Here is a 26,849-nt window from a genome sequence, read left to right as displayed (position 1 = left end):
CAAGTGTCATGCCGCGTTTTCCGAGATCATTTTCTGCTTCCGCGCCAGCACCACCGAGAGCACCACCGAGCCTATGATCAGCACCCAGAGCACCATGGCGATCCAGCTCTTGGTGAAGAAGATCGTGGCATCGCCGAAGCTCTCCAGGCTCTTCATGAAGTAGATCTCGGCCGAGGGCCCCAGGATGAAGCCGATGATGAAGGGCGCCACCTCCAGCCGCAGCTTGGTAAACAGCCAGCCCAGCACGCCGAAGATCAGCAGCGTCCAGACGTCGAACATGATGCCGTAGTTGATCGTGTAGGCGCCGATCACGCACATCATCAGGATGACGGGGAAGAGGATGTGCTTGGGGATCGTCACCACCATGGCGAAATAGCGGATCGCCAGGTACATCAGCGCGAACATCGCCAGGTTGGCCAGCAGCATGGCGATCAGCATGGCGTTCCAGGTCTCGGGGTTGTTGCCGATGAAGAGCGGGCCCACCTGGATGCCCTGCAGCGTGAAGGCCCCGATCAGCAGCGCCGTGGTGCTGTCGCCCGGGATGCCGAGGCTCAGCAGCGGCACCAGCGCCCCGCCGGTCAGCCCGTTGTTGCCGCTCTCGCTGGCGATGATGCCCGAGGGCGCGCCCTTGCCGAACTTCTCCGGCGTCTTAGAAAACGTCTTGGCATTGGTATAGCTGATCAGCGAGGCCGCCGAGCCGCCGACGCCGGGCAGGATGCCCACGAAGGTGCCGATCAGCGAGCTGCGCACCACGTTCACCCCCTCGCCGCGAAAGATCCGGAAGGAGAAGGTCGACTTGCCGCCCACCTTGATCGCCTTGTTCGAGAACCCCTCCGGCACGCCAAGCTCGGCCTGCTCCAGGATCGCCGCCAGGCCGAACAGCCCGATCAGCACCGGCAACAGGGAAAACCCGCTCTCCAGCCAGTATTCCGTGCCCGGCGGCACCAGGCGCAGCTCGCCGTTGCCGCCCTTTGAAATGTCGTAGGTGCCGATCAGGCTGACAAAGATGCCCAGAATGCCGGAAAAGATCCCCAGCAGCATGTCGCTCGACAGCGCGGCCATCACAGTCAGGGCAAAGAGGATGATCAGGAACTTCTCGACATAGGAGAACTTGATCGCGAAATCCGCCAGCGTCGGCGCAAAGAAGGCCAGCACCAGCAGGCTGATCAGCCCGCCCGCCAGGGAGGAGACGATGCCGATGCGCAGGGCCTTCTCGCCCTCGCCCGCATTGGCCATCGGATAGCCGTCGAATGTCGTGGTGATCGAGCTCGGCGTGCCCGGTATCCCCAGCAGGATCGCCGGCACAAGCCCGCCCGATATGCCCCCCACGTAAAGGCCCAGCAGAAGCGCCAGCCCGTTGTTCAGCCCCAGCGAATAGGTCAGTGGCAGGCAGACGGCCACCGCCATGGTCGCGGTCATGCCGGGAATGGCGCCGAATATGATGCCCGCCAGGGTGCCGCCGACGATCAGCGACAGGAAGAGCGGTGTGATGATCTCGAACATTGCGCGTCCTCGGGCCGGAAATCAGGGAAGGGTAAACTTGGGAAGGGAAAATCAGGGAAGGGTCAGGAACAGCGGATAGGTGAACAGCCACCACACGAAGGTGGGCCCCACCAGTGCCACCACCGCCAGCGGCAGGATGCGCCGGGGCCTGCGGTCGTGCATGAACAGCAGCCCCGACAGGAAGACGAAGGGAATCGAGCAGATCAGGAAGCCGAGGCCCGTGTTCGGCCAGAGATAGCCCACCGGCACCATCAGGGAGAAATAGGCCAGCGTCAGCGCCAGCGTGCCCAGGAAGCGCCCCCGGTCCATCTCGGCCCAGGTCTTCTTCCACATGGCGCCCGAGGCCAGGATGCGCGCCCGGTCGCGGATCAGGATCGCCAGCAGCAGGATGCCCAGCAGCGCCGAGATCAGCATTGGAAATATCAGGTGCGACTGATCGAAATTGATCGTCACCCGTGTCAGATCGCCCATGCGTCCGCCCCCCTTTTCAGTGCAGGTCCGGCCGGCCCCGGCCGGACCCGTTCATTCCGTGAGATGCCAGCTGGCAGCTGCCTACTGGTCCGAAATCTGCGCGATCACCTTCTCGTAGGTGTCGCGCTTCTCGCTCAGATGCGCCTGGGCATCGCTCGAGGTCCGGAAATCGGGAATGAAGAAGGAGCCCTTCTGACGCTGCTGGATCGCCCCGTCGGCATAGATCTCGGACAGGGCGGCATCGATCTGCTCGACGAGCGCGGGATCCATGTCCTTGTTGTAGAGAAGGAAGAATTCCTTGTCGAAAGTGAAATCCTTGCTGCCGTCCAGGGTCACGCTGGTTTCCGGCGCGGCATAGCCCAGCATGTCGGCGCGGGTTGTCCCGCCCATGCCGGCCTCGGGCGCCTGTTCCAGGGTCTCGGGGCTGGCGGTCAGCCAGACAAAGCGCATGCCCTTCTGGTCGCCCTCGGGCAGCTGGGTGAACTGCTCGTTGGCCTGGATCGAGCCGTTGATCACATCGGCCAGCCCGTCCCACATGGCCTGGTTCTTGTCGGATTGCGACCCGGTGTTCACCGGCACGATATTGGCTTCCGAACCGGGCGAGCGCACCGCGGCGGCATTCTTCATTGCCGAGAAACCGATCTCGCTCACCCCGCCCGGCTGGATCGCCACCCGCACCTGGGTGCCGTCGGCCGCAGCCTGCAGGATGTCCTCCATGCTCTGATAGGGGCTGTCGGCCGGCACCAGGTAGGCATTGCCCGGGTTGATCGCCACCGTCGGGCCCACGACGTAATTCTCGAAGGGATCCTCATAGCCGTTCACGCCGTAGAGATTGCCCAGATAGGCCTGGTCGTGAAACATCATGATCGTGGTGCCGCGCTTGTCGCGGTTCAGCGCCTTGAAGGCCTCGCTCACGCCCGTGGCATCCACCTTGATGTTGATGCCAAGCTTTTCCGACAGCGCATCGGCCACGATGGCCGAGTTCTGATAGGTGTCGCCGCCGGTCGAGCTCGACCCGATCACCATGCGCACGTTGCGTGGCAATTCCTGGGCCTGCGCCATGATCGGGGCGCTCAGCAGGGCGGCCACGGATGCGGCAGCGACGAAAGTTCTGCGAGTGAATTTCATGTTGTCCTCCCATTGGCCACCGGGGCGGCCTTCCTCGTGATAACAGGCGCGTCCTCCCCGCGCCGAGCGCCATGTAAGCGCATACATCATTCAAGATCACATTCCCCCGCGGCATGTCAACAGAAACATAAACGCCAACTATTGTTGCGCAAAACGGCTTGACCCGCGCAAATGTATACGCATACATCAAAGCCAAGACGCCGACAGGAGGAGGAGAATCATGTCACCCCGTCCCCGCAAGACGCCGGACCAGCTGCGCAGCGGCCGCTGGTTCGCCCCCGACGACCTGCGCAGCTTTGGCCACCGGTCGCGGATGATGCAGCTGGGCTTCTCCGAGGAGGAATACCAGGGGCGCCCGATCATCGGCATTCTCAACACCTGGTCCGAGCTCAACTCCTGCCACGGCCACTTCCCCGAGCGGGTCAAGGACGTGAAGCGCGGCGTGGCCCAGGCCGGCGGCCTGCCGGTGGAAATGCCCTCGCTCTCGGTGGATGAGAGCTTCACCAAGCCCACCTCGATGCTCTACCGCAACATGCTGGCGATGGAGACCGAGGAGATGATCCGCTCGCATCCGCTCGACGGCGTGGTGCTGATGGGTGGCTGCGACAAGACCACCCCGGGCCTCGTCATGGGCGCGATCACCGCCGGCGTGCCGATGATCTACCTGCCCGCCGGGCCGATGCTGCGCGGCCATTACGCGGGCAAGATCCTCGGCTCCGGCTCCGATGCCTGGAAATACTGGGACGAGCGCCGCGCCGGCAATATCACCGACGAGGAATGGCTGGGCGTGCAGGGCGGCATCGCCCGCTCCGTCGGCACCTGCATGACCATGGGCACCGCCTCCACCATGACCGCGATCACCGATGCCATGGGCCTCACCCTGCCCGGCGCCTCCTCGATCCCGGCCGCCGATTCCGGGCACATGCGGATGTCCTCGGAATGCGGCCGCCGCATCGTCGAGATGGTCTGGGAGGATCTGACGCCCGACCGGATCGTCACCCCCGCCTCGGTGCAGAACGCCGCGATCGTGGCCATGGCCACCGGCTGTTCCACCAATGCCGTGGTGCACCTGATCGCCATGGCGCGCCGCGCCGGCGTCGATCTCACCCTCGACGATCTCGATGCCCTCGGCCGCACCACGCCCCTCATCGCCAACGTCCGCCCCTCGGGCAAGGACTACCTGATGGAGGATTTCTTCTATGCCGGCGGGTTGCGCGCCCTGATGAAGCAGATGGAGGAACGCCTCGACACCTCCGCCCTCACCGTCACGGGCCGCACCATGGGCGAGAACCTGGAGGGCGCCGAGGTCTACAACGATGACGTCATCCGCCCGCTGTCGAACCCGGTCTACCACGAGGGCTCCCTCGCCCTGCTGCGCGGCAACCTCTGCCCGGATGGCGCGGTGATCAAGCCCGCCGCCTGCGATCCGAAATTCCACGTGCACGAGGGCCCCGCCCTGGTCTTCGACAGCTACCCCGAGATGAAGAAGGCCGTCGACGACGAGAGCCTCGACATCACCCCCGACCACGTCATGGTGCTGCGAAATGCCGGCCCCCAGGGCGGCCCCGGCTTCCCCGAATGGGGCATGCTGCCGATCCCCAAGGCGCTGATCAAGCAGGGCCACCGCGACATGCTGCGGATCTCCGACGCGCGGATGTCGGGCACCTCCTACGGCGCCTGCGTGCTCCACGTCGCGCCCGAGAGCTTCGTCGGCGGCCCGCTCGCGCTGCTGCAGAATGGCGACATCGTCCGCCTCGACCTGCCCAACCGCCGCCTCGACATGCTGGTCGACGAAGAGGAGATCACCCGCCGCCGCGCCGCCTGGACACCGCCCGAGCCGCGCTTCCAGCGGGGCTGGGGCTGGATGTTCTCCAAACACGTCACCCAGGCCGACAAGGGCTGCGACTTCGACTACCTCGAAAGCGCCTTCGGCCGTGCCGCCGGCGAACCCGACATCTTCTGAGGAGACACGCCATGCTCACCCTCGACCAGGCCCTCACCGGCATCTCGGGCATCCTCGTCACCCCCTATGACGAGGCCGGAGAGATCGCCCCGGCCAGGCTCGCCCCGATCCTCGACCGCGCCCTTGGCGCCGGCATGCACATGCCCGTGGTCAACGGCAACACCGGCGAATTCTACGCCCTCACCACCGATGAGGCCTGCACCATGGCGCGCGAGGTCTGCGCGCTCGTCGCGGGCCGCGCCCCGGTGCTGGCGGGCGTCGGCCGCGGCATCCGCGATGCCTGCACCCTGGCGCGCGCCTCCGCCGATGCCGGCGCCACGGCGCTGATGGTCCATCAGCCGCCCGATCCCTTCGTCTCGCCGCGCGGCACCGTCGATTACGTCCGCGCCATCGCCGAGGCCTCGGGCGGGCTGCCGATGATGCTCTACCTGCGCAACGATGCCATCGGCACCGGCGCCATCGCCGATCTCTGCGCCCTGCCCGGGGTCAAGGGCGTGAAATGGGCCACCCCCAATCCCCAGAAGCTCGCCGCCGCAAAATCCGCCTGCGATCCCGCAATCGTCTGGGTCGGTGGCCTGGCCGAGGTCTGGGCCCCCGCCCTCTATGCCGTCGGCGCCCGCGGCTTCACCTCCGGGCTGATCAACGTCTGGCCGGAACGCTCCATGGCGATCCACGCCGCGCTGGAGGGCGGCAACTACCCGGAGGCCAACCGCCTGATCGCCGAGATGCAGGCCTTCGAGGACATCCGCGCGGAAGAGCTCAACGGCACCAATGTCACCGGGGTCAAGGCCGCGCTGCAGGCCACCGGGCTCGACTGCGGCCCGACGCGCCCGCCCTCGGCCTGGCCCCTGACCGAGGCACAGCAGGGCAGGCTCACCGCCTTCCTGCAGGGCAACGGCCTGATCTGATCCCACCCGACTTTGGCGTCCCGAGGAGGAGACCCGATGAACGAAGCTACCCGTGAAAAACTGATGGGCGTCTCCGTGGCGACCCTGGCCACCGCCCTCTTCAAGCGCGGCCTGCGCCACCAGGTGATCCAGGGCGTGCGCCCGCTCGGCTGGAAGGGGCAGAACATGGTCGGCCCCGCCTTCACCCTGCGCTACATACCCGCCCGGGAGGATCGCAACCCGCTCACCGCCTTCCGCGACCCGAAGCACCCCCAGCGCGTCGCGATCGAGACCTGCCCGCCGGGCCACGTCCTCGTGATGGACAGCCGCAAGCAGGCCGATGCCGCCTCGGCCGGTGACATCCTGATCACCCGGCTGATGATGCGCGGCGGCGCCGGCGTGGTCACCGATGGCGGCTTCCGCGATGCCGCCGTGATCGCCGGGCTCGACATTCCCGCCTATCACACCCGCCCCTCCTCGCCGACGAACCTCACCAACAACGAGGCCATCGCCCTCAACGAGCCCATCGGCTGCGGCGATGCGCCGGTCTTTCCCGGCGACATCATCGTGGGCGATGCCGATTGCGTCATCGTCATTCCCGCCGAAATGGCCGAGGAGGTCGCCGACGAGGCCGTCGAGATGACAGCCTACGAGGATTTCGTGGTAGAGCGGGTCAAGGAAGGCGCCGCCATCATCGGCCTCTATCCCTGCACCCGGGAAGAGCACCAGGCCGCCTTCGCAGACTGGAGAAAGGCAAGAAACCGATGAGCACACCCGAAATCCTCGTCGCCTCTTCCATCCGCCCCGCGCAGATGGAAGTTCTGGAAAAATCGTACGTACTCCATCGGTTCGATCAGGCCGATGACCCCGATGCCCTGCTGGCGCGGGTCGGCCCCGATGTGCGCGGCGTCGTCACCACCGGCGGCGTCGGCGCCTCGCGCGCGCTGCTCGCGGCCCTGCCCGCGGTCGAGATCGTCGCCACCTCCAGCGTCGGCACCGATGCCATCGACCTCGAGTATTGCCGGGCGCGCGGCATCCGCGTCACCAATACGCCCGACGTGCTCACCGATGACGTGGCCGATCTTGCCATGGGCCTGCTGATCGCCAGCCACCGGCGCATGGTCGCCGCCGATGCCTGGGTGCGCAGCGGCGACTGGGCCGAGCGCGGGCCCTTCCCGCTCACCACCGCGCTGCGCGGTCAGCGTCTCGGCGTGCTGGGCCTTGGCCGCATCGGCGCCGCCATCGCCGCCCGGGCCGAACCCTTCGGCCTGCAGATCGGCTATTGCACCCGCAGCCCGCGCGATCTGCCCTACCAGTATTTCGCCAGCGCCCTCGATCTCGCCGAATGGTGCGACGTGCTCATGGTGGCCCTGCCCGGCGGCGCGGCCAATGACGGCATCGTCAGCGCCGAGGTGATCGAGGCGCTCGGCGCCGGGGGCACCCTGATCAACATCGCCCGTGGCAGCGTGGTGGACGAGCCGGCGCTCATCGCCGCGCTCTCGCAGGGCCGGCTGCGCCATGCCGGTCTCGATGTCTTCCGCGGCGAGCCCGCGCCCAGCCCAGCGCTCACCGCCCTGCCCAATGTCACCCTCTCGCCGCATCACGCCAGCGGCACGGTGATGACCCGCGATGCCATGGCCCAGCTCGTGGTCGACAATCTCGCCGCCTGGTTCGCCGGCGCCCCGCTGCTCACGCCGCTCTTCCCCGAGGCCGCCTGAGGCTTCCTCTCCCTCTCCGGCCTCCACGTCTCTGACTTCCACGTCTCTGGCCTCCACGTCTCCGGCCTCTGCATCCGTGCACATCCGTGCGCGGGTGCAGAGTTCGAAGCCGCACAGACGTGATACCGACGCGATACCGACGTAATACCGACGTTGGGATCGGGCCTTTTCAGGCACTTGCAAAAACGCACAACCACAGGCTGCACAAAGGCGATTTATCGCTTAAACTGGGGGTCACAGGGTGCCTTACCGCCGGGGCAGTTGATCCCGAAAGCGGGGGATTCTATCCCCTTCAGGGCGAGCGGATCCCCCTCGGAACAGCCTCCGCGGCCGCCACCCACCAAAGAACAAAAGTCAATTAATTCAAAACTCTAACAGGTCCAAAGGTACTATCATGCGATTGATCCTGGCGATTTTCCTGCCCTTCACCGTCTTCTTCACCATCGGCAAGCCGTTCCAGGGCATCTTCTGCCTGCTGCTGCAGATCACCCTGATCGGCTGGATCCCCGCAGCGATCTGGGCCGTCTATGCGCTCAGCCAGTACAACACCGACAAGAAGATCGCCGCCTCCCGCCTCGAATAAGGCGCGGTTTTCAAACGATAAAAGCGAAGATTCCCAAGACGGCCGGGCCCCTCCCCGGCCGTTTTCCCACGCCGCACCACGCCTGGATGCGGTGCGATCAAAACGGAAAAACTGGTGACCCCGACAGGATTCGAACCTGTAACCTGCCCCTTAGGAGGGTGTTATTCATTGCCCGCTTCTCCTTTTTCTTTCTGTAGGTTATCATTATTCGACGAGTCCGTCTGTACGGACCGTGTACGAAAACGCGCCCGAATGTCGGCCTCATCGCTCTCCGGATGGGCGTAGATGCTCATCGGCAGATTGGCATCGGACCACCGGCCCGCCCGCGCCGCAGTAACAGGGTCCACGCCCTGACGTATGACCAGCTCGGTGAAGAATCCGTGCCGTCCCGCGGCATGAGCCGAGAGGTACGGAATGCCCGCGCGGCGGCAGATCGTCTTCCATCGGTTGTTGTAACCGGTCGAGCTGGCGTACCCGAAGACCCGCGGCTGCAACATCGCCCCAGTCCTGCGGTTGCGGGGACGCTTGGGACGCAACTCCTGCAGCTCCTCCATCATTTCCGACGAGACGGTTATCCAGCTTTCCGGATGTCCCTTCTGAGCTTTGACCCGTACCTGGCATTTCTCCGGGCGCAGGTCGTCCGGGGTCAGAGAAACAGCCTGATCGATCCTAGCGGCCGTTTCGAACATGAAGCGCGCCATGGCAGCATTGTACGGATCGGCCTCCGCACAGAAGGCGTCAATCCAGGCCCGTGTTGCCGGAACCCGCTCAACACGACTGGTCTTGCCGCGGCGCTTGTCCTGGGCGTTGCGCTCGAACTGGTCGTAGCGACGCACGCGCAGCAGTGGCGTCCCCTTCAGCTCGTGCGCATTGTTGATGACCGCCCGCGCTGGCGTCACGATTTCCCGCCACCAAGTATCCGTGGACGCGTTCGGGCGTAGTTTCGGACCGAGGTTCTTCAGCAGGCGCCCGGTAATGGCCGCGAGTGGTAAACTACCGATCTCATCGAGGATCGGTAATAGTTGGCGGGCACTCCTACTGTCAGGCTGGTAGAGTTCGGTTGCATCCGCGAAGCGAAGCGCCCGCTCCTCGCCGACGATGTGCTTGCGGATCTGCAACTCGGTTTCTTCGCTTATCCAGTCCCGCGCGCCAGCTTCCGAAGTCGATCTCGTGCTTTGTCGATATGGGCCGGCGATCGGGCGACTGTTGTATTCGATCCAGCCTTTGACCCAATAGACCTTGCCTCTGAGGTACGGTTCGAGCGGCACTTCCAATCCTCCGTCAGAATTTCATCGATCTGGTCGGGGGTGATGATCATGGCATTGCCGATCCGAAAGCACGCCCCCAAGCGGTTCGCCTTCTCCCGCAACGTTCGCTCAGCGATGTTGATCTGGCGGTACTCCTGCAACCAGGAAACCCAGTCTGCAGGTGACTTGCCTGCGTCCAGAATGGCCGAACCACATCGGGCCTCCTCTGGGCGAATGGCTGGATCGTGTTCTCGATCAAAATCACTTCCCACGGGACCAAGTCCTGATAGCTTGCCCACCTCTGCGAACCTGGGCTCCTTCGACGGATAGGATCGCCTCGACATGCTCTGCTGATAGCAGCATGACACGACCGAGGGCGTAGTAGTGGCCGCAGGAACGAGCCTTCGCCCGCAAAACGCGCGCTGAGACCTCTGCCCCCTGTGAGCGCAGCCGCTCGCACCAAATCTCTGGCGTGACTGCGTTCTCAAATGTATCGTTCATCTGCGCCTCCAAACCGCTTTTCCGCTAAGATCATGGCCCGCGAAAATCGGTCAAGCAAATGAAATTATTACGTTTTCTCAGGAGGCCAAAAAGCGGCAAGATCTGGCAGGTTTTCGATTTGATGAAAGAACGTTCAATGCCATTCCAGTTCAAGCCCGACCCGAACCAGGACAATTTGGTGATTCGTCCAGGCATGTCGGCACAGCAAAAGGGTTGGATCAGGCGAAAGCAGATCGAGCGCTCTCAGAGCGCGCGACACGAAGAGGCGGAAGAGGCTCGAACCTTTGAACGCATCCGCCGGCGAAGCGAAATGAGCGTCAGTCAGGGACTTCGCAAATACCGCGGTCGCCGCGACCTCACCCAAGATCAGATGGCAGAAGAGCTGGGCTGCTCTGTAAGAACCTATCGCGGCTACGAAAGTGGAGAGCGCGACATGCCGAGTTCCCTACTCCTACAGATTTTGGCACGCGGAGACGTCGACATGCATGACCTGCTCAACGTTCGCCGCGATCCTGTTTGGGCTGAAGCTCGCGATAAAGTCATTGATCGCTACAACGAGGCCATGACGCTTCTTTCCGAGCACGATCTCTATTTGCCTGTTGATGCTGAGGCGCCTGCTCGAGAAATCGCAGGTGAGGTCAGCGAACTTGGCGCAGAGGAGACGACATCGATCCCCAAGCGCGTTGCGGAAGAGTGGGACAACCTTGACCGCTGGTATCGAGAGGGCGGCTGGGGATTGGATGCCATCGAAGAACTCTTGCAAGAGCGTCATGAGGAAGAGCGTCGCGCAGAGCGTCGGAGTCGTGACGCAAGGAAAAAAGACCTCGAATAGTCCCGAATGGTGGAGACCGCTCCCTAAACCAACTCGATCTGCAAATCGGCTCCCTAGGCCTTAGGCGCTACATGACGCCAAGGCGCAAACAAGGGCGGAGAGCTGGCGGATGCAGCGGCGCGGTCGCGGTCTCCGCCTGAAGCAGCCATATGAGCAACGCACCGCGAGCGCGAGGCTGAGAAACATCCCGACGATCCCGGCAAGCCCATGGCCTTCGACAATCACTAAGGTGCGGAAACTCAGCTGCGCGATCGCGATCAGCGGCACGAACTGTATCCAGCTCACAGTGCCGACATCTGCCTAGCACAAGGAATGGAGGCCTGCGTAGACGCGTAGGGCACGCAAACGCTATGGAACACTATGACGCCCTCATTGGCGGCGGAATGAAACTGACAGTCAAGTGTCACAGCCTAATCAAAAAACACCCCGCATCCGAAAGGCTGCGGGGTGTTGTGTTAGGCTTTACTTAGGTGCGATCGACGACGTTCGCGCTCGGCGCAATCCGCTTGGCAGTTTCCGCCCCGCGTTCAGCCGACTGCTTGGTCGTATAGACCTCGGAGTGGCACAGGATTTCTCCGTTGCCACCCTTCAGGCGCCAGAAGTAACCGGTAGATGCTTTCAACACCTCGAACATGGTGATTGCCCTCCTCGGGGCTAAGTTGGCGGCCTGACGAAGCTTCAGGCCGTTGACTGTGATCGAGGGGCCAGCTAGAAACATGGTGTTCAAGCATATTTGCTAGCGGGGCTTCGCCCCCCTTTTGGAAACCGGCTGTTACAGCAGCCGGTTTTCCATCCATGCGACCTTCGGGGTCAGATACGGCCCCTGAGGCGGCAGTTCCTCTTCGTCAGCGGCGGGAATCCCCGGGAACCGGGTTCCGTCCTTGATCTCCGCGACCCTTCCTTGGTTCACTCCGAAGAAAGCTGCAATGTCGTGGTGGCGATCGCCACGGCGAACCATTCCGCGAATGAGGGCCGCATCTGATGCGGTGAGTTTGAGCCCGCTGGGCTCAGCGCGTGTTGCCATGTTGTACTCCATAGCTGTTTCAGTTGTGTCCAGATCGGGCTGGACATCATGTATATGGCAGACTCAGATTCGGAATTCAACTCCATTTTTTTTGGCCTACGAAAAAATGTATGAGACTACGGTTTTGCCATAAGCATGAACCGTATTGACCTACGTATCTCCATGTGCGACATCAGCTCTCATGAAAGAGAACATGAAGAAACCGAGGATTGATGCCGCCGCCGTGCGCCTTGGCGATGTTGCAGAGGTGTTTGCGGGAGTGGGTGTTTCTCGCGAGGAGGCTGTGCAGCGTGATGGCGAGCAGTTGCCGATGATTGGCGTCCGAGACCTCGTGGACGATGCCGTAACACCGATAGGCACACTCGACACGGTTGGCTTCGATAAGCCGGAACGCGCAGAAAACTACCGCGTGCGAACCGGCGACACACTTCTGACAGGCCGGGGCACCGCGATGAAGTTTGGCCTGGTCGGAGAAGAAACAGAAGGGGCGGTTGCAAGTAGCAACATTATCGTCGTGCGTCCGCGGGGAAGCATCATTGGGGCCGCTCTCTATGCTCTGCTTTCTAGCGAGGCGTACCGCCCCAAGATCGAACTGCTTCGTCGGGGCTCGACCACGCTGCTGTCCCTGTCAGCCAAGGACTTGAAACGGTTGGAGCTGAACCTTCCGCCTATGGATGAACAACATCGCATCGCGGCGCTGATGCTTGACGCGCGCGACGCCTACAGGAACGCAATACGTGCGGCGGAGCTACGGCGCGACATCGCTCGCCAGCTGCTGAACCAGCGGCTCTTCGGCGGAATGAATTGAGGGAGATAGAAATGGAAAAACTGACGCGCGATGCGCTGAACAATCATCTTTGGCGGGCTGCAGACTACCTCCGTGGGTCGATCGACAGTTCGGACTACAAGGTCTACATCCTTGGCTTTCTGTTCCTCAAGCGCCTGTCGGACCGCTTCGAAGAGGAGGCGCAGGAGCGTATCCGCGACGGCCTGCCGGAAGACATCGCCTACAACGACCCTGACGAGCACGAGTTCTTCGTGCCCGAGCGCGCGCGGTGGGACAACATCAAGAAGACAACCGTCGAAATCGGCCAATCCCTCAACAAGGCCTGCGAAGCACTAGAAGATGCCAATCCTGCCATTGAGGGCGTTCTGGTAAACATCGACTTCAACAGCGAGTCGCGGCTGGGCGATCCCAAGAACAAGGAAGTCGTCCTTGCTGGCCTGATCGACCATTTCTCTCGCATCAACCTCGCCAACCGGTCGTTGTCCGAACCGGACATGCTCGGGCGGGCCTATGAGTATCTGATCGAATATTTCGCGGACGACGCGGGCAAGAAGGGCGGCGAGTTCTATACCCCTCACCAGGTGGTCAATCTGATCGTGCAGTTGCTCGATCCCGAACCGGGCATGCGTATCTGTGACCCGACATGCGGTTCGGGCGGTATGCTGATCCAATGCGCGGAATATGTCGGCTCCAAGCAGGGCAAGCGCTTGGGTGAGCCGATCAACGTCACGCTGCATGGGCAAGAGCGCAATCTGGGGACGTGGGCCATCGCCAAGATGAACCTGCTGCTGCACGGCCTGCGCGATGCCCGGATCGAAAAAGGCGACACGATCCGCAACCCGCGCTTGCTGGATGGCGACGGCAATCTCATTCTCTATGATCGGGTGATCGCCAACCCGCCCTTCTCGCTCGACAAGTGGGGCGCGGAAGAGGCGGGTGGCGAAGGTGAGAAAGCGAGCTTCAACCGTTTCAAGTACGGCATCCCGGCCAAGAACATCGGCGACTATGCATTTGTGCAGCACATGCTCTCAACCCTGAACAAGGACGGCATGTGCGGTGTGGTCATGCCGCATGGCGTGTTGTTTCGCGGGTCAGGCGACGGGCGCATCCGCAAGGCGCTGCTGGAAGAAGACCTGATCGAGGCGATCATCGGCCTGCCTGAGAACCTATTCGCGGGCACCGGTATTCCAGCCATCGTGCTGATCCTCAACCGTAACAAAGCGCCGGAGCATCAAGGGAACATCTTCTTCGTGCATGCCGCGAAAGAAGCCGATGACAGTGGGAAAAAGGCCGTTCTGACCCCCGGGAACATCCAGACGATTGTCGATACATATCGCGGGCGAATTAGAACCGAGCGGTTCAGCCGCATCGTGCCCATGTCCGAGATCGAGGACAACGAATTCAACCTTAACATCTCTCGCTACATCGACACTTTGGAGCCTGAAAAGCCGATCGACGTAAAAGCCGAACTGGGCAAACTCTGGGCTGCCGAGAAAGCCCGCGACAATGCTGAAGCCCGCATGAATGAACTGCTGAAAGAGATGGGCTATGTCGGTTGAGGTCCCGCAAGGTTGGCAGGAAATCAGGCTCCGAGAGGTTTGTCAGGAAATCGAGGCCCCCGTCGGAAACGGTCCTCGATTGCCCCTACTTAGCGTGACCAAAGGTGGGGTGGTTCCGCAGTCGGATACCTATGGAAAAGAGATCGCGAGCGCGGATGTTTCCCGGTACAAGGTCATCCGCCCTGGACAATTCGCAATGGCCCCCATGGCCATGTACTATGGTGCTGTGGGCCGTTTCCATGGCGGCGCACCTGGTATGATTAGTCCCGCTTACAACGTGTTCGTACATGAGCAGAACGTCGATCCCTGTTACCTGGAGACTTTGATAAGGCTTCCTCGAATGGTGGGGCGATACGAAGCGCTCAGCCAAGGTGGCAACCTCGAAGGTAAACGAAAGAACACGTCGTTCTCTGACTTTGGGGCAATCGTTGTGTTCTTGCCTCCATACCCTGAACAGCTGGCCATAGCCGAAGTCCTGCAGTCCGTCGAGGATGCGATTGCGCGCAAGCGGGAGCTGATCGGTACACTTGGCGAGACCAAGAAGGCCGTCATGCGTGAATTGCTGACGACGGGCACGCGCCGGGACAACGCGGCTTTGAAACCGCTGCCGGAACGCTGGGTTCTTGGACGGATCGCAGAAGACGTCGAGCAGATCCCCAAGGACTGGAAGCTTGTCCGACTCACCAGCGTGGCAAAGCTGGAAAGTGGCCACACACCAAATCGGGACAAGCCCGAATACTGGGGTGGAACCACTCCATGGCTGTCTCTGGGTGATACCGATGCGCTCGACCAACTGACCATTGAGAGCACGCTGGAACAGGTGACCGAAAAGGGGATCAAGAATTCGTCTGCCCGCATCCTTCCCGTTGATACGGTGATCTTTTCCCGAACGGCGACTGTTGGCAAAGCGTGTCGACTGGGCGTTGAAATGGCAACCAGTCAGGACTTCGCCAACTGGGTTTGCGGATCAGAGCTTGATCCTCGCTATCTGGTTCAGGTCTTCCGGCATATGAAGCGGGAATGGGATCGCCTTCAGGCGGGAAGCACGCACCAGACCATCTACATGCCCACATTCAAGCGACTGCAAATCCTACTACCGCCCAAGGCAGAGCAAGAAAAGATCGCCGATACCGGTGAGGCCTTTGATCGGCGCATTGAGGCCGAAAAGCAATCTTTGGCAGAGCTGCAAAACACGCACGCCGCGCTTGCGCAGGAGTTGCTTTCTGGCCGTCTGCGCCTGCCTGCCAGCATGGTTGCCCGCTTCGAGAACGTACTGCCAACCGGCAAGACGTCTGAGGCGGTGACGGCATGAGCTCATCCCGCGATCGGTTGGAAATCGAGTTTGTCGAAGACCCGGCTGCAGACCTGCTACGGGTCCTGTTCGACTATGGTGAACTGCTGCCCGCTGACGTATCCAGGCTGAGGGAAAGCACGACCGATGTCTTGCTGACCCGTCGCTTGGAAACGCAGCTGCAGGCGCTCAACCCTTGGATTGACCACGATGGAATCCGCCGCGCCATCGCCGCCATCGCGCGCGTGTCGGCCATCGATCTGATCGACGCCAACGAAAAGGTCCACACGGCGCTAACCTATGGCATTACCTTGCCGCACACCGATGCAAACGGGCGCAGGCAGGACAGGAGCGTCCGCTACTTCGACTTTGAAACCGTCGAGAAGAACAGGTTCGAGTTCGCGCGCCAGGTCACGATCAAAGGCCCGCGACAGGAGATTATCCCCGACATCATCGTCTATGTGAACGGCATCCCGCTCGTCGTCATCGAGTGCAAATCGCCGGGCCTCTCTGACCCGATCGGTGACGCACTTCGCCAGTTCCGTCGCTATGAGGGGCGGGACGAGTTTCAAGGGTTGGGCGCGCCGCGTCTGTTCGAGGTGTCGCAGATTTCACTCGCGCTCGCGCGCGATGTCGCCAAGAGCGGCACAACAATGACGCCGACGCGGTTCTGGGCGGACTGGCGCGATCCTTATCCATTGAGCAGCGATGCACTTGCCTCGCGCCTTGGCCGCACACCGACACCGCAGGATTCCCTCCTGGCTGGCATGCTTGCGCCTGAAAACCTGCTCGATCTGGTGCGCAACTTCATCATCTTCGAGACCATTGACGGCAAACGGATCAAGAAGATCGCCCGCTACCAGCAATATGTGGCGGTGGGCCGGACCATCGAGCGTATCCGGACCGCTTCGCGGCCAGACAAACGTGGTGGCGTCATCCACCATACTCAGGGCTCTGGTAAGTCGCTGACAATGGTCTTTTTGGCGATAAAGCTTCGTCGCTTGCCGGAGGCGGAAAACCCACGACTCGTTATCGTGACGGACCGGACAGAACTGGATGGCCAGATCACCGGTCAATTTCAACGCGCGGGTTTTCCCAATCCCGCCCAGGCTGAAAGCGGTGAACAACTGCGAGAGCTTTTGTCAGGCGGGGCAGGTACGACCGTACTGACGACCGTCCACAAGTTCCAGTCGGCTGTACCGAAGCGGACGGATGTCATTTCGGACAGCCCGAACATCTTCGTCATGGTCGATGAAGCGCACCGTACGCAATATGGTGCGCTCGCGGCTCGGATGCGCGCAGGCCTGCCGAACGCCACCATGATCGCCTTCACCGGAACGCCTATCGACAAGAAAGACCGGGCGACGCGTCGCGTCTTTGGCGACTACATCCATCGCTATCTGATCCACCAAGCTGTCAAAGACGAGGCGACGGTACCTATCTACTATGAAATGCGGGATGCCCGCATGCGCGTCCACGGCGTAGAACTGGAATCCGCAATCCGACTTTCCTTTCCCGAATTGAGCGACGAAGAAATCCAGAAACTGAAGCGCGGAACTCGTTTGCAGGAAAAGTTAGCTGGTGCCGAAGAACGCGTCCGGATGATCTGCCGAGATATACTCGAGCACTACCGCGAAACAATTGAGCCGAATGGGTTTAAAGCGCAGATCGTGACGGTCAGTCGAGACGTAGCGGTCACCTACGTCGAAACGCTTCGTGATCTTGGCGCTCCGGAATGTGCCGTCATAATGTCGACCGCGAACAACGATAGCGCCCGGCTGCAACGACATCATCATTCCAAGAGAGAACGTGAGGACCTGATTGCCCGGTTCAAGCGGAAGAATGACCCTCTGAAAATCCTTGTCGTCTGCGATATGTTGCTGACGGGGTTCGACGCCCCAATCGAGCAGGTTCTTTATCTCGACGCACCGTTGCGAGAGCATACTTTGCTGCAGGCAATCGCACGCGTTAACAGAACTGCCGACGGTAAGAAATATGGCTTGGTTGTAGATTATTGGGGCGACAATCAACGTATCTCTGAAGCACTCGAAATGTTCTCAGAGGATGATGGTGTCCTTTCGGCAATGCGTCCTGCTTCGGAAAAGCACCAACTTCTTGAAAGTCGCCATCGCGCCGCAATGCGCCTGTTCGATAATGTCGATCGCAAAGACGAAGAGGCTTGCGTCCTGTTGCTCGAGCCGGAGGATGTGCGTGCCCGCTTTGAATTAGACTTCCAGCGCTTTGCGGAAGCATTTGATATGGTTCTTCCCGACCCCAAGGCATTGGAAGAACCATATTTGGCTGATCTTAAGTGGCTGTCTCGAATTCGCGCAACAGCTCGCCGAACGTTCAGCGACGAGCGGTTTGACGCTCGCCCCTATGGCGCAAAGGTGGGTGAACTCATTACATCACATCTTCAATCAGAAGGCGTGGAACAACTGCTTCAGCCTACGGACATTCTTGATCCTGCATTCCTTCGGAGTGTGGCCGAGCTTCATTCCGACGAGGCCAAGGCCGCGAGGATCGAGCATGCGATACGCCATGAAATACATGTCCATCGAGATGAAAACCCAACAGCCTACTCTTCACTTTGGGAAGAGCTCGAGGAACTCATTTCACGCCGGCGAACTGATCGTGTCAGCGCTGCTAGCCATCTAGCTCGATTGGAAGAAATGGCTACGCGCTCCGCCGAGCTGCGTAGTGATGCAGGCGGCATGCGCCTGTCGGGCACGTCTGGTGCCATCCTTCCTTTGATAGAGTTCCGGCCTGATTTGGATGCTGACACGCGCCGAGAAATCGCATCTAGCATTGCGACAGACCTAGAAGCCATGACACAAGTGATCGACTGGCACATGAAAGAAGATGTTCAACGCCAGATGCGGCGTAAGATCAAAGAGCATCTGCGCGCCGCGCAATCTGATTTTCAGGCAATGGAAGCATCTACTGCAAAGATTATGGATGTGGCCAGAGCGCGATTTGCCAAATGAGACAAATCGAAAAGCACGATATCAGTTATGGCGGCGAGAATATCAGCTTTCGACTGGAACGGACTGCGCGCCGAAAAACCATCGCTATTTCAGTGGGCTTTGATGGAATTCGAGTTCTTGCGCCAGTTGATATGATTGACCAGGACGTGGCGGCGTATGTCCGAAAAAAGGCACCCTGGGTAATCAAAAAGCTTGCGGATTATCGGGAATTGGCTTCGGAGACGCAGCCAAAGGAGTTCGTTAGCGGTGAAAGCTTCCACTATCTTGGAAGACCTTATCGGCTGCGAGTTGTTGAAGATCCGAACGCTGTCGTGACACGAGTTTCTGCGCGTGGACAAACCCTTGTAGCGCCAGTTCTCCCACATCAGCACTATCTTATCCGCCGCGCGTCAATCCGCTCTGGTTTGCGCCAATGGTATGTCGAGAAGGCAAAGAGGCGGTTTCCGGAAAGGCTCGGTGCAGTAAGTTCGACGCTTGGAATTGACACCCCGCGGATGCTGGTAGTTGAGCAATCAAAGCGATGGGGAAGTTGCGACAAGAATGGAAAAATAAGACTGAACTGGCGGCTAGTAATGGCACCTGCATCACTCATTGACTATGTCATAGCACATGAAGCCTGCCACATTCTTTATCACGACCACTCCCATCGGTTCTGGCGCTCGCTCGAAACGATTATGCCCGACTATGAAAGTCGCATTAGCCGTCTGGACAAAATCGGTCACCGGCTAATCTGGTAGGGCGTCGATCTGCGAGGCGTTGCTCATGCGAAATCAGGTACTTGTTACGCGCGCGGTTGATGAGGAATTGCTCGAAGGTGGCGGCCTGCAGAGTTTGGGCGCTGGCGTCCGCGTTGGCGACCTTCATCCTCCGAAAATGCTGCGCCATGGATGAATGGCCGGTCTGGTGAAGCTGCACCGCGGCGATGGCTCCTTGGCAAATGGCAGCAGTGGGCCAGGAGTGCCGATCGTCGTTTCGGCGGAGTTTCGTAGAGCAGAGGCTTCTAAACACCGGCGGACCTCGGCTCGGCGTCTTTCCAGTGTGAGTTCACTGGAAGACTGCGCGCACGACGGCTGATCGCCTCGAATTGCACCGGACAATAGTCCCAGACATCTACCCCAACGTTCACCGCGTTCCGCGTCCCTGCCCAATTCTCATGAACGTGACCAAAGAGTTGTAGAGCGCCACGCCGGGCGTGCTCCCAGGTGATCATGGGGTAATGGCAGAGAGTTAGAGGCGGCTCCTTTGGCGCGTCCTCCACTTGAGCGAGATGGCCAATACTGTCCCAAGGCAACGCACGTGTCGCAGCGCCATCATGGTTGCCGATGACCAGATGACGCCGCCCACCCGGCAGCTGCTGAAAGATGCCGTTTAGCCAGGCCTCATCGTCAAATCGCTTTCCCCAGGCAAAATCACCCACGATCCATAGATCGTCCTCTGGGCCGACCTTGGACCAAAGGTTCTCTAGCAGCGCGCCGTCCATATGGCTGGCGCTGCGGAACGGACGTTTGCAGAAACCGATGATCGCCTCATGCCCGAAATGCAGGTCCGCCGTGTACCAATGCGCCATCAGAAGCTTCCCCCCGCCGGGCCGCGGGCGAAGATCAGGCAGGCCCGTCGCAACACGTCGTTCTCGGCGCGCAGCCGCTGGTTCTCCAGCTCAAGCTCGGCCTTCGACATCGCAGCGAGGCGCTTCCGGTTGGACAGAAGCACTGGATCAACGGTCTCTAACAGACCACTGTCCTGAACCCATTCCAGCAAGGTCTTCGGCGCACAGCCGACGCGTGGCGCCACCTCAGAGACGGCAGCCCAGAGAGACGGGTGATTATCCTGAATATCCAAGACCTCCTGGACCGCGCTTGCCCTTGTCTCGGCCGGGTATGAAGGTCTTGCCGCTTTCCCCCGCACAGTTTTCGCTGTCATTTATTTTCCACTTTCACTGCTCTGGCTCGGTGCCTGCTGTCAGCGGCGTCTGCGAATGAACCCGGTCCGCTTGCGCTCCTCTAGCTCGGTCCGTTCCGGCGGCCGGCGCCCGGCCTCCAAGGAGCCGTGTAAGGTCGACAACGAGGCGTTCAACTCGCTCCGCAAGTCGGCGAGCGCCTTCTCTTGCTCGAGCTGCCGCTGCATGCACGCGAAGACGCTCTTCTCCAATTCTTCGACGCAGGCGAGCAACTCTTTCTCGAGCGGTGTCAGGGTCATCGGGGATCACTCCATCTTCAGGCAGATGCGGTTCGTTCCAGCGCCGATCGGGCAGCTTGCGGGCGATAGTCCTGGCGGCAGGACGATCATCTGTCCCAGGCCGCCGACGCCACGGATAGTCCGGCTGCCCGTCAATTGCTCCGGGATCAGCTGGATCGGTGGCTTGGGCGGCGGCAATGTCGCCACCTTCGCGCCCAGGAACGCGCTGAAGGCCGCCATCACCCCGGCGAGGGCGATCCCCGACAGGATCAGGGCCACCACCCTCCCCGTCACGATCTTGCCGTGCCTCAGGCGATGCTGCTCCAGCTCCTGCATCAGGCTCTCGATTTCGACCCTTCGCTGCGCCACCTCGTCCCTCAGGTCCCTGGTGCTCTTGCGGGACAGGTCGCGAAGGCTCTCCAAATCGTCCGAGATTGTACGCGCGGCGCTTTGCGCAGTCTTCCGCAACACGTCGTTCGAGCTCTTCAACTGGGATTGCAGCAAGTCGAGCTGAGCCTCCAGCATCTGCTCCATGTTCTGTCGGATGCGGGGGCTGAGCTGCATCTGCGGTCCAGTCGTCATAGAAGTACCTTCCTCTCAAACGCCATTTGTTCTTTGGCTGGTCTGGGTCAGCGACGGTCACGAAATCGTCTCCCGCTCTTGGGATGGCGAAACCGACGCCCTTGAGAGCTTCGAGCAGCGTGTCGCGGTCAAGGATCGCCCCCAGACCGACCTGCTCCTTCACCCACTCGTGGACCGCTTCTCGTGTCTGCGCCCGTTCTGGCGCTTCTGTGATGGTCTTCACGTCGCGTGCCCGCGCCGGGTCCATGGGATCGGCCCAGCCATGCCGGCGGTTATGCAAATCCATGAAAGCCAGGAACGACTGCTCGTGACCCGGCGGCGCGATGTTGAGGGACTTTCCCGTCCGCAGCTCCATCCGCGGCATGAGGAAGTGCAACTCCACGCGACCTGCGTGCAGATGGCGAACCCACAACATCCGATAGCTGTCATGGGCCAGGCCCGGGCAAGCGAAGGCCTCAAACGCCTCCATCATCTGGCGCTGCTGCGCTTCTGTCGGAGCATCCTCGGCGGCAAAGCTCAACACCCCGGACTTGTATCGCCAGCGATGCGGCACAGCATCCACGAGGTCGATCATGCGCTCCGGGTGCCCCTTCAGAACCTCGGGCGAGATCGAGCGGCGCACACGCTTGATCCTGCCAGCCGCGTCGCGCTTGGGCTGGCGGTACTGGTCGTAGTCTACCACCACCTCCTCGATAAGGTACTTCACCGCAGGAGCGGCCTCGCCCTGACCATGGTCGAAGAACTTGACCATCATCGCCAGCTCCAATGCCGGTGCGCCAGCTTGCCCAGCTTCCGATCGATGGCGACCAGCAGGCTCAGGATCGCCAGGCGGTCCAGATAGCTGCCATCTGCCTCGGCCGCCCGCAGAACGCGCGTGACCTCATCCATGTCGGCCTCGATGCGAGCGACGGCCCGCATCAAGTCCGGCGGCGCCATGGGGATGTTGGTGCGGTGGCCGGACGTCACCATCCCCAGGGCCTCTCTCAGCAGCTCCGCTAGAGGCCGGCGGGCCTGACGCGCGATGTCATCCAATGCGTCCTTCTCAAACTGGGACACCCGGAAGGTGATCGATCGGGACAACTGCTCGGCATACTTGGCTCCTGAAACTGCAGGGGGGTTCGAAGGGGGCGCAGCCCCCTCGCCTGTTCCCGCGTCGCAAGACGTGGGTGAACTTGATTTCCGTCCCGTGACCATCACTCGGCCCCCTCTGACATTTCGCGGAACACCTGCACCGTTGCCTCTGGGAGCCGCCGCTGGCGGCTGCGAAGCGGTGGTTCGCCTGCCGTGTGGGAGGCGATCTCACCACCACTCCGCGGCGCATGACCTGAAGCGTCGGGCATGGTGGCGCGGTCGTGCAATTGACGCCGCAAGCCTTGGAGCTCTCCGACCAAACCGTGAAGTGCGGAACCACGCGCAGCGGTGTTGCGCGCCAGGCCCAGGAACGCGCGGCGAAGGTCATCGACCTGATGCACACTGCCGACCCGCTCTGCATTTCGATCTGCGACGAGAAGACAGATGGCCGCCTTCTCCGGACCGAGGCAGTCGACCTGCCGCTGCCAGAGACCAACCGGGATGCCCCGTACCTGCGCCCAATCCTTTGCCGAGGCGGGGATCGTGCGCCAATCCGGCGGCGCACCGGGAGGCGCATACTGCCGAACCGCATCTTCGAAGCCTGTGCTGGCGAGAATGCAGAACTGCGCCGGGGTTAGCCGGGGTTCGGGCTGCCCGCTGCTACTTCTTTTTGAGTTTGTTTTTCTACCTTCCCTGGGTGCGACATCCGCGTCGCACCGGTCGGACATTTCCACTGCCACAGACGCGTCGGCGAACGTCTCGATCAACGCTTCCAGCGCGTCGGCGATCTCTTTCAGCCGAGCATAGCGCCAGATGCGGGAGGGGCGCCGAGATGGCAGGATCATTTCCGCGGCCTCCTCGGCGGAAGCGTCCCCGGAGGTTCGGACCTGCTCCAGAAGCTTGGGGATGTGCAGGCGCAAGCGCTTGGCCTCTTCCTTCTCGAAGCAGGCCTTTCGCGCGGCGATCTCGATCTCGCGGGCCCGATCCACGAGCGGGGCGAGGTTGATGCCGAAGGCATAGCGGATGACGTTTTCCGACCTGACGCCGTAGCGCCGACACCGCGCTGCGCTGGATTTCACGATGAAGCCCAGCTCCGCTAAGCGCGCCTCGGCCCGGGCAATCTGGCGCGGGTCCGCCTCTAGCTGCGATGCCGTTTCCGAAACCGAGGGCCACAGTGCGCAGATCCTGCCTGCCGCATAATCCTGATCCTGTGTCCGGGAAATCGCGAAGCGCAGGTACTTGAGCATCGTATCGGTCAGACCGAAGTGCTTCGCCGCCTTGACCAAGAGGCCGTAGAGGTCCCATCGGTTCATCCCGTCCGGCAGACCGCGATGCGTCAACACATGCGTCATGCGAACCTCCCATCGGGAAGGTCGGCCCACAGGATTTTCGTTGTGACAGGGCGGCTAGATGCGCTATACTTGGGGAAGCAGAATTTCGTGCCTGCTTTTGAATTTGCCTCGGTTTCGGTTGCCGCCGGACCGAGGTTTTTCTTTGCCCATCTCCCAGCTGAATCAGAGCCAGCCCGGTCCGACTGTACGGGTTTTGTACGGGATGCCTTCGATCCAGCACCGAAAACCGCCGGAAAATCCTGCAAGAAGCTGCAGGATGCGCGCTCCAGAAGCGCGCAAGCATCTGATATAAAATTGAAAAGTGGTGACCCCGGCAGGATTCGAACCTGCAACCTGCCCCTTAGGAGGGGGCTGCTCTATCCAGTTGAGCCACGGGGCCGCCGCGTTCCTCTTAACGGCTGAAGCAAGGGTTGTCATCGGTGGAATTCGTCAATTCGCACGGCAGCTTGCAGGCCGGTTCGCCACGGCTACGAATGGTTAAAGTCCTTCACTTAAGCTGTCTTTAAACGATCACTGCCATGACTCCCGCAACAGCGTGTCATGGAGGTCTGCTCCCTGGCACTCCCGACATATGGCCCGACGTGGCCGCGATTTGTTTGCGAGGACACAGGGAATGGCAGCAGATACGAGCGACCAGAAGGCAGGTCGCGGCACGTTTTCGCTCCGCATTTTCAAGAACATGCGGATGGCGACCAAACTACCGTTGATCATCACGCTCAGCAGCCTCGTTGCCTCCGGCGTCCTCGGTGTAAATGCCTATCTCGGCGGGCGGCAGATCCTGCGCGACGAGATTGCCAACAAGTTCACCACGGCTCTGCATGCCCGCGCCACCGCGATCGAGCTTCTGCTCAACACCATCACGGCTGACATCGAATCGCAGTCGCAGAACCCCACCATCGGTTCTGCCCTGAACAGTTTCCGCCTCGCCTGGGCCGGCCTCGGCGACGATCCGACGGGAAGCTTGCAAACCGCGTATATCACTGAAAATCCAAACCCGGTCGGCCAGAAAGACGCGCTGGATCAGGCAGATACCGGCAGCCAATACGATGCGGTGCATCGCAAGTACCACGCCTATTTCCGCGATATGCTGCAACGGCACGGCTACTACGATGTCTTTCTGATCGATGGCGACGGCAACATCGTCTACTCCGTCTTCAAGGAGAGCGATTATGCCACCAACCTGACCACCGGCCCATGGAAGGACACGCCGCTGGCCCGGGCCCACGCGGAGGCCATGCAGCTCGAGCTCGGTCAGACGGCCTTGACCGATTTCGAGGCCTACGCGCCCAGCAACGGCGCCCCGGCCAGCTTTATCGCCACTCCCGTCATGGACCGTGGCGGCGCCCCCATGGGCACGCTCGTCTATCAGATGCCGGCCGATCACCTGAATGAAATCACATCGGCGAGCGAGGGCCTCGGCCGGACCGGACAGGCCTTTATCGTCGGCAAGGATGGCCGCCTGCGCTCCGACATGCGCGGCCCCAATACCCCGAAGACCCTTGAACCGGTCGAGGTCTCCGCCGAATTGCTGAACGTTTTCAATGGGGAGGCGAGCGATTTCCACACCGAGGAACTTTCTGACGGGACGATGATCGAAGCGCTCTCGCAGGAGATCGATTTCCCGGGTGTCGACTGGGCGCTGGTGATGGAGCAGGATCGTGCCGAGGCGCTCGACCCGCTGAACGAACAGCGTGACCAGCTGATGATTCAGTTCGGAGTCCTCGCGGCCGTGATCACCGTGCTCGGCGTGTGGATCGGCCGATCCATGGCGCGCCCCTTCGGTATCATCGGCGCATCGATCCGTGGTGTCGCCGGCGGCGACCTCGAGACGGAAATCCCCATGACCAACCGCCGCGAAGACGTCGGCGAACTGGCCCGCAACCTGGAGAACCTGCGTCAGAAGCTGGCCACGGCCGAGGCACAGACCAAAGTGCAGATGCGACAGGCGACCGATCAGCAGCTGGTGGTCGAACACCTGACCTCGGCGATCTCCAAGCTCTCCGAAGGTGACCTGACAAACGTCATCCGCACCGAATTCGCCGCGGATTACGAAGGCCTGCGCAATGGCTTCAACACGGCTGTGGCGAAACTGAACGAGACGATCTCCGATCTGGTCGGCGCGGCGAACGAGATCGACAGCAATGCGCAAGGGGTCGAGAATGCCTCAAACGACCTGAGCCAGCGGGCCATCGAACAGGCCGCAAACCTTGAAGAAACCGCCGCCGCCATCACCCAGCTCTCGGCCTCGGTCAAGACCACGGCAGATTCCGCCAGCGAGGCCGATGCCGTGATGCACCGCGCCAAGGCGGACGCCTCCAAGAGCCACGAGGTCGTCGCCCGCGCCATGGTCGCCATGGACAAGATCGCCACGTCTTCGAACAAGATCACCCAGGTCACCTCCGTGATCGAGGATCTTGCCTTCCAGACCAATCTGCTGGCCCTGAACGCCGGGGTCGAGGCCGCGCGCGCCGGCGAGGCAGGCCGGGGCTTTGCCGTCGTCGCCTCCGAGGTCCGGGCGCTCGCACAGCGCAGTTCGGAGGCCGCCAAGGAAATCAACGGCCTGATCAAGGAGGCCGCCGAGAACGTTGCCGGCGGGGTCGACCTTGTCGAACGGGCCGGCAAATCCTTCGAGACGCTGATCGGTGAATTCGACAAGGTCTCCGACGCCGTCTCCTCCATTGCCGCCGCCGCCCAGGAGCAATCCGCTGGCCTGCAGGAGATCAATACCGCCGTCGATCAGCTCGATGGCGTGACCCAGAAGAATGCGGCGGTTGCCTCCCAGGTGCATGGCACCGGCAAGGTCATGGTCAACGAGGCTGACAAGCTCATTCGCATCTCCCAGTCCTTCAAATGTGACGGAAATGCCGGATTCCGCCCCTCCTCTGGCACGGGTCAGGCCGTGGCGCAGGCATCCCCGAAGGTGAAAGCTGTCGCAAACGGCGCGCCGCAGCGCGATGCTCCGCACAGCGACGATTGGGCCGAATTCTGATGACAGAATTTCGGCTGCCGACATTGACTGCCGAACCAGAAGGCCGCCAGGCGGACCGGCAATAAAAAAGTCGGTTGGATCCGGCCATTTCAAAAGAGCATCAACACCTTGCGAAGGGACATTCTGCCCATTCGCGTTAACGATGCTTGAAGAGGCTCCATCCCACGGGCTAGCATCGGGCAATAGCAACAGGATGCGC

At 61.5% G+C, this 26,849-nt stretch carries 24 protein-coding genes and 1 tRNA gene; 12 read left to right on the top strand and 13 right to left on the bottom strand.

Annotated elements, in window-relative coordinates:
• Positions 1-6 precede the first annotated feature (6 nt).
• The 3 genes from AC0WR5_RS01380 to AC0WR5_RS01370 all read right to left on the bottom strand — a co-directional run bounded on the left by AC0WR5_RS01380 (position 7) and on the right by AC0WR5_RS01370 (position 3,102).
• Entirely contained in the window at positions 7-1,503 is a 1,497-nt protein-coding gene (locus tag AC0WR5_RS01380) for a tripartite tricarboxylate transporter permease (protein ID WP_475866266.1), read from the bottom strand.
• A gap of 51 nt (positions 1,504-1,554) precedes the next feature.
• Positions 1,555-1,974 carry a tripartite tricarboxylate transporter TctB family protein gene (locus AC0WR5_RS01375; RefSeq protein WP_475866264.1) on the bottom strand — a complete coding sequence of 140 codons (420 nt, stop codon included), beginning with the start codon at positions 1,972-1,974 and terminating at the stop codon, positions 1,555-1,557.
• A gap of 81 nt (positions 1,975-2,055) precedes the next feature.
• Entirely contained in the window at positions 2,056-3,102 is a 1,047-nt protein-coding gene (locus tag AC0WR5_RS01370; RefSeq protein WP_475866262.1) for a hypothetical protein, read from the bottom strand.
• Positions 3,103-3,322: 220 nt separating this feature from the next.
• Between AC0WR5_RS01370 and araD the strand changes: the two genes are divergently transcribed.
• The 5 genes from araD to AC0WR5_RS01345 all read left to right on the top strand — a co-directional run bounded on the left by araD (position 3,323) and on the right by AC0WR5_RS01345 (position 8,253).
• Entirely contained in the window at positions 3,323-5,065 is a 1,743-nt protein-coding gene (gene araD, locus AC0WR5_RS01365; protein WP_475866261.1) for an L-arabinonate dehydratase, read from the top strand.
• Between the two features lie 11 nt (positions 5,066-5,076).
• Positions 5,077-5,973 (top strand): dihydrodipicolinate synthase family protein, encoded by an 897-nt coding sequence (locus AC0WR5_RS01360; RefSeq protein WP_475866260.1) that lies wholly within the window; start codon positions 5,077-5,079, stop codon positions 5,971-5,973.
• Between the two features lie 36 nt (positions 5,974-6,009).
• The gene (locus AC0WR5_RS01355) at positions 6,010-6,720 is read left to right on the top strand and encodes a ribonuclease activity regulator RraA (protein ID WP_475866258.1); all 711 of its coding nucleotides are present in this window, start codon (positions 6,010-6,012) and stop codon (positions 6,718-6,720) included.
• Positions 6,717-7,670 carry a 2-hydroxyacid dehydrogenase gene (locus AC0WR5_RS01350; protein WP_475866256.1) on the top strand — a complete coding sequence of 318 codons (954 nt, stop codon included), beginning with the start codon at positions 6,717-6,719 and terminating at the stop codon, positions 7,668-7,670. Before AC0WR5_RS01355 ends, AC0WR5_RS01350 begins: the two co-directional genes overlap by 4 nt.
• A 394-nt stretch (positions 7,671-8,064) precedes the next feature.
• Positions 8,065-8,253 (top strand): YqaE/Pmp3 family membrane protein, encoded by a 189-nt coding sequence (locus tag AC0WR5_RS01345; protein ID WP_475866255.1) that lies wholly within the window; start codon positions 8,065-8,067, stop codon positions 8,251-8,253.
• Positions 8,254-8,414: 161 nt separating this feature from the next.
• On the opposite strand, the gene AC0WR5_RS01340 is transcribed toward AC0WR5_RS01345, so the two are convergent.
• The gene (locus AC0WR5_RS01340) at positions 8,415-9,521 is read right to left on the bottom strand and encodes a tyrosine-type recombinase/integrase (protein ID WP_475866254.1); all 1,107 of its coding nucleotides are present in this window, start codon (positions 9,519-9,521) and stop codon (positions 8,415-8,417) included.
• Between the two features lie 538 nt (positions 9,522-10,059).
• Here AC0WR5_RS01340 and AC0WR5_RS01335 point away from each other — a divergent pair.
• Positions 10,060-10,833 (top strand): helix-turn-helix domain-containing protein, encoded by a 774-nt coding sequence (locus AC0WR5_RS01335; protein WP_475866253.1) that lies wholly within the window; start codon positions 10,060-10,062, stop codon positions 10,831-10,833.
• A 466-nt stretch (positions 10,834-11,299) separates the two neighbouring features.
• Here the strand turns inward: AC0WR5_RS01335 and AC0WR5_RS01330 are convergent, their stop codons facing one another.
• Together AC0WR5_RS01330 and AC0WR5_RS01325 are read right to left on the bottom strand one after the other, a co-directional pair.
• Entirely contained in the window at positions 11,300-11,467 is a 168-nt protein-coding gene (locus AC0WR5_RS01330) for a YegP family protein (RefSeq protein WP_475866251.1), read from the bottom strand.
• A gap of 138 nt (positions 11,468-11,605) precedes the next feature.
• Positions 11,606-11,869: a hypothetical protein gene (locus AC0WR5_RS01325; RefSeq protein WP_475866250.1), complete on the bottom strand. Its 264-nt coding sequence runs from the start codon at positions 11,867-11,869 to the stop codon at positions 11,606-11,608.
• 169 nt (positions 11,870-12,038) lie between these two features.
• On the opposite strand from AC0WR5_RS01325, the gene AC0WR5_RS01320 reads away from it, so the two are divergent.
• The 5 genes from AC0WR5_RS01320 to AC0WR5_RS01300 are packed head-to-tail and all read left to right on the top strand — an operon-like array spanning position 12,039 to position 19,218.
• Entirely contained in the window at positions 12,039-12,665 is a 627-nt protein-coding gene (locus AC0WR5_RS01320) for a restriction endonuclease subunit S (protein ID WP_475866248.1), read from the top strand.
• An 11-nt stretch (positions 12,666-12,676) separates the two neighbouring features.
• On the top strand, positions 12,677-14,203 hold the full coding sequence (locus tag AC0WR5_RS01315; protein WP_475866246.1) for a type I restriction-modification system subunit M: 1,527 nt from the start codon (positions 12,677-12,679) through the stop codon (positions 14,201-14,203).
• Entirely contained in the window at positions 14,193-15,515 is a 1,323-nt protein-coding gene (locus AC0WR5_RS01310) for a restriction endonuclease subunit S (protein WP_475866244.1), read from the top strand. Before AC0WR5_RS01315 ends, AC0WR5_RS01310 begins: the two co-directional genes overlap by 11 nt.
• Positions 15,512-18,481: a type I restriction endonuclease subunit R gene (locus tag AC0WR5_RS01305; protein WP_475866242.1), complete on the top strand. Its 2,970-nt coding sequence runs from the start codon at positions 15,512-15,514 to the stop codon at positions 18,479-18,481. The genes AC0WR5_RS01310 and AC0WR5_RS01305 overlap by 4 nt, the downstream gene beginning before the upstream one ends.
• Positions 18,478-19,218 (top strand): M48 family metallopeptidase, encoded by a 741-nt coding sequence (locus tag AC0WR5_RS01300; protein ID WP_475866241.1) that lies wholly within the window; start codon positions 18,478-18,480, stop codon positions 19,216-19,218. Before AC0WR5_RS01305 ends, AC0WR5_RS01300 begins: the two co-directional genes overlap by 4 nt.
• A gap of 263 nt (positions 19,219-19,481) precedes the next feature.
• On the opposite strand, the gene AC0WR5_RS01295 is transcribed toward AC0WR5_RS01300, so the two are convergent.
• From AC0WR5_RS01295 to AC0WR5_RS01265, 7 genes are all read right to left on the bottom strand, one after another.
• Entirely contained in the window at positions 19,482-20,048 is a 567-nt protein-coding gene (locus tag AC0WR5_RS01295; protein WP_475866239.1) for a metallophosphoesterase, read from the bottom strand.
• Positions 20,048-20,401: a transposase gene (locus tag AC0WR5_RS01290; protein ID WP_475866237.1), complete on the bottom strand. Its 354-nt coding sequence runs from the start codon at positions 20,399-20,401 to the stop codon at positions 20,048-20,050. Before AC0WR5_RS01290 ends, AC0WR5_RS01295 begins: the two co-directional genes overlap by 1 nt.
• 39 nt (positions 20,402-20,440) lie before the next feature.
• Positions 20,441-20,677, bottom strand: coding sequence for a hypothetical protein (locus AC0WR5_RS01285; protein ID WP_475866235.1), 237 nt, complete (start codon positions 20,675-20,677; stop codon positions 20,441-20,443).
• Between the two features lie 6 nt (positions 20,678-20,683).
• A complete protein-coding gene (locus AC0WR5_RS01280) occupies positions 20,684-21,238 on the bottom strand; it encodes a hypothetical protein (RefSeq protein ID WP_475866234.1) in 555 nt (184 codons plus the stop codon).
• A gap of 750 nt (positions 21,239-21,988) precedes the next feature.
• A complete protein-coding gene (locus tag AC0WR5_RS01275) occupies positions 21,989-22,270 on the bottom strand; it encodes a hypothetical protein (RefSeq protein ID WP_475866232.1) in 282 nt (93 codons plus the stop codon).
• Positions 22,271-22,431: 161 nt separating this feature from the next.
• Positions 22,432-23,661, bottom strand: coding sequence for a helix-turn-helix domain-containing protein (locus AC0WR5_RS01270; protein WP_475866230.1), 1,230 nt, complete (start codon positions 23,659-23,661; stop codon positions 22,432-22,434).
• A 302-nt stretch (positions 23,662-23,963) separates the two neighbouring features.
• A tRNA-Arg gene (locus AC0WR5_RS01265) sits at positions 23,964-24,040 on the bottom strand.
• Positions 24,041-24,274: 234 nt separating this feature from the next.
• On the opposite strand from AC0WR5_RS01265, the gene AC0WR5_RS01260 reads away from it, so the two are divergent.
• The gene (locus AC0WR5_RS01260; protein ID WP_475866229.1) at positions 24,275-26,650 is read left to right on the top strand and encodes a methyl-accepting chemotaxis protein; all 2,376 of its coding nucleotides are present in this window, start codon (positions 24,275-24,277) and stop codon (positions 26,648-26,650) included.
• Positions 26,651-26,849: the final 199 nt, after the last annotated feature.

The organism is Pseudooceanicola sp. DL12, assembly GCF_056270665.1.
This window is presented reverse-complemented; position numbering and strand designations above follow the sequence as displayed.

Bases quoted from the DNA above. Each gene is read 5' to 3' on its own strand.
- AC0WR5_RS01380 (WP_475866266.1), bottom strand. From the start codon at position 1,503: ATGTTCGAGATCATCACACCGCTCTTCCTGTCGCTGATCGTCGGCGGC.
- AC0WR5_RS01375 (WP_475866264.1), bottom strand. From the start codon at position 1,974: ATGGGCGATCTGACACGGGTGACGATCAATTTCGATCAGTCGCACCTG.
- AC0WR5_RS01370 (WP_475866262.1), bottom strand. From the start codon at position 3,102: ATGAAATTCACTCGCAGAACTTTCGTCGCTGCCGCATCCGTGGCCGCC.
- araD (WP_475866261.1), top strand. From the start codon at position 3,323: ATGTCACCCCGTCCCCGCAAGACGCCGGACCAGCTGCGCAGCGGCCGC.
- AC0WR5_RS01360 (WP_475866260.1), top strand. From the start codon at position 5,077: ATGCTCACCCTCGACCAGGCCCTCACCGGCATCTCGGGCATCCTCGTC.
- AC0WR5_RS01355 (WP_475866258.1), top strand. From the start codon at position 6,010: ATGAACGAAGCTACCCGTGAAAAACTGATGGGCGTCTCCGTGGCGACC.
- AC0WR5_RS01350 (WP_475866256.1), top strand. From the start codon at position 6,717: ATGAGCACACCCGAAATCCTCGTCGCCTCTTCCATCCGCCCCGCGCAG.
- AC0WR5_RS01345 (WP_475866255.1), top strand. From the start codon at position 8,065: ATGCGATTGATCCTGGCGATTTTCCTGCCCTTCACCGTCTTCTTCACC.
- AC0WR5_RS01335 (WP_475866253.1), top strand. From the start codon at position 10,060: ATGAAATTATTACGTTTTCTCAGGAGGCCAAAAAGCGGCAAGATCTGG.
- AC0WR5_RS01330 (WP_475866251.1), bottom strand. From the start codon at position 11,467: ATGTTCGAGGTGTTGAAAGCATCTACCGGTTACTTCTGGCGCCTGAAG.
- AC0WR5_RS01325 (WP_475866250.1), bottom strand. From the start codon at position 11,869: ATGGAGTACAACATGGCAACACGCGCTGAGCCCAGCGGGCTCAAACTC.
- AC0WR5_RS01320 (WP_475866248.1), top strand. From the start codon at position 12,039: ATGAAAGAGAACATGAAGAAACCGAGGATTGATGCCGCCGCCGTGCGC.
- AC0WR5_RS01315 (WP_475866246.1), top strand. From the start codon at position 12,677: ATGGAAAAACTGACGCGCGATGCGCTGAACAATCATCTTTGGCGGGCT.
- AC0WR5_RS01310 (WP_475866244.1), top strand. From the start codon at position 14,193: ATGTCGGTTGAGGTCCCGCAAGGTTGGCAGGAAATCAGGCTCCGAGAG.
- AC0WR5_RS01305 (WP_475866242.1), top strand. From the start codon at position 15,512: ATGAGCTCATCCCGCGATCGGTTGGAAATCGAGTTTGTCGAAGACCCG.
- AC0WR5_RS01300 (WP_475866241.1), top strand. From the start codon at position 18,478: ATGAGACAAATCGAAAAGCACGATATCAGTTATGGCGGCGAGAATATC.
- AC0WR5_RS01295 (WP_475866239.1), bottom strand. From the start codon at position 20,048: ATGGCGCATTGGTACACGGCGGACCTGCATTTCGGGCATGAGGCGATC.
- AC0WR5_RS01290 (WP_475866237.1), bottom strand. From the start codon at position 20,401: ATGACAGCGAAAACTGTGCGGGGGAAAGCGGCAAGACCTTCATACCCG.
- AC0WR5_RS01285 (WP_475866235.1), bottom strand. From the start codon at position 20,677: ATGACCCTGACACCGCTCGAGAAAGAGTTGCTCGCCTGCGTCGAAGAA.
- AC0WR5_RS01280 (WP_475866234.1), bottom strand. From the start codon at position 21,238: ATGACGACTGGACCGCAGATGCAGCTCAGCCCCCGCATCCGACAGAAC.
- AC0WR5_RS01270 (WP_475866230.1), bottom strand. From the start codon at position 23,661: ATGACGCATGTGTTGACGCATCGCGGTCTGCCGGACGGGATGAACCGA.
- AC0WR5_RS01260 (WP_475866229.1), top strand. From the start codon at position 24,275: ATGGCAGCAGATACGAGCGACCAGAAGGCAGGTCGCGGCACGTTTTCG.